A 1313-nucleotide genomic window follows, 5' to 3' on the forward strand; every position below is an offset into this window, starting at 1 on the left:
CAGGGCTTCGGCGTGAAGCCGGTGTGTCCTGGTTTTGATCACGGGATGGTGAGGATCGCGAGAGGGCGGGTGGCATCGCGGGCGTTGTGCCGGAGGACCCCGGCGATCCCTCGGTGACCGGCGGTGCGGAGGGCTCCGATGGCGAGGTTGCGCCAGGTGGCCATGGCTCGGGGTGCGTTGCCGGTGCGGAGTTGGGAGGCGTCCTCGGCGAATGTCGTGTCTCTCATGTGGTGCAGGGCCTCTACCTGCCAGTGCCCTCGGATCAAGGAGGCGAGTTCGGCGGGGGCGGCCTGTTCGGAAGTGAGACTGGTGACGGCGTAGACCGTCTTGAAGCTGATCCTGCCGGTTCTGCGGTTCACCCGGCGGCGCTTGAGCTCGATGGCCTGGAGTGCGCCGGGGTACAGCAGGTTGTTGACGGTGCAGGCCTTGAGCCGGCGGATTTCGCCGCGTCCGTGCCCGTGTTCGCGGGTCCGTTCCTGGAGGGGGATCTTGTCCCAGGGAAGCTTCTTCAGCTGTTTGCGGAGCTTCTTCTGGTTGCCCTTGACGATCACTATGTAGTGGGCGCCGCGATTCAGGAGGTAGGTGGCGTGGTCGCGCTGTGTGTGGAGTGCGTCGCTGGTCACCACGGTTCCCTTGACGTCGATGTCGTCCAGCAGGGGTTGGAAGCGCGGGATTTCGTTCGTCTTGTCTTCCACGTCAACCTGCCCCAGCACAGCGCTGGTGGCATGGTCGACGGCGGACAGCAGGTGGATCCTGCGGCCGTCGGCGCGGGCTGCGCCCCGCAGTGATTTGCCGTCTACCGCGAGGGCACGCAACGGGATGCCGGTGATCTGAGCGCGGCGAGCCGCGAGCCAGCCGCCGACCGCCCTGTCGAGTTCGTCGCCGTCGATCTCGGCGAGGATCCGGCGGATGGTCGTCTCGCACGGTGCCTGCCGGCGTCCGCTGAACGGATCACGGCGGGCTCCGAGGCGTTCCAGCACCGCCTGGGGTGCGTCGGCGGCCCACTCGCTGATCGCCAGCAGCGAGGTCGCCCCGGTCAGGACGGCAGCGGCAGCAATGGCGAGCACTGCGGTCAGGGGGTGCAGCCGGCCTCGCGGATCACGCGGGTCGGAGACCTGCGCCAGAGCGGACAGCAGGTCAGGACACTCCTGCTCGGCAAGAGTCGGGGCGGGAGCAAGTTGGCCAAGTACAACGGGAATGGGAGAAGATGCAGTGACGGGCACGGTCTTCCAGCGTGATCATGGGACGTAGACACTCACATGATCACCGGGATCGTGCCCGTTCCGTATGCCCGCAACCCGGACCACACCCCC

1 protein-coding gene is annotated in these 1313 nt (G+C 67.3%); it reads right to left on the reverse strand.

Annotation, left to right across the window (positions count from 1 at the left end; all coding sequences use genetic code 11):
• Window positions 1-38: 38 nt before the first annotated feature.
• Window positions 39-1223 (reverse strand): ISAs1 family transposase, encoded by a 1185-nt coding sequence (locus ACFYT4_RS36205; protein WP_389279182.1) that lies wholly within the window; start codon window positions 1221-1223, stop codon window positions 39-41.
• Window positions 1224-1313: the final 90 nt, after the last annotated feature.

It is taken from the genome of Streptomyces sp. NPDC004609 (genome assembly GCF_042873655.1).
Lineage (GTDB): Bacteria > Actinomycetota > Actinomycetes > Streptomycetales > Streptomycetaceae > Streptomyces.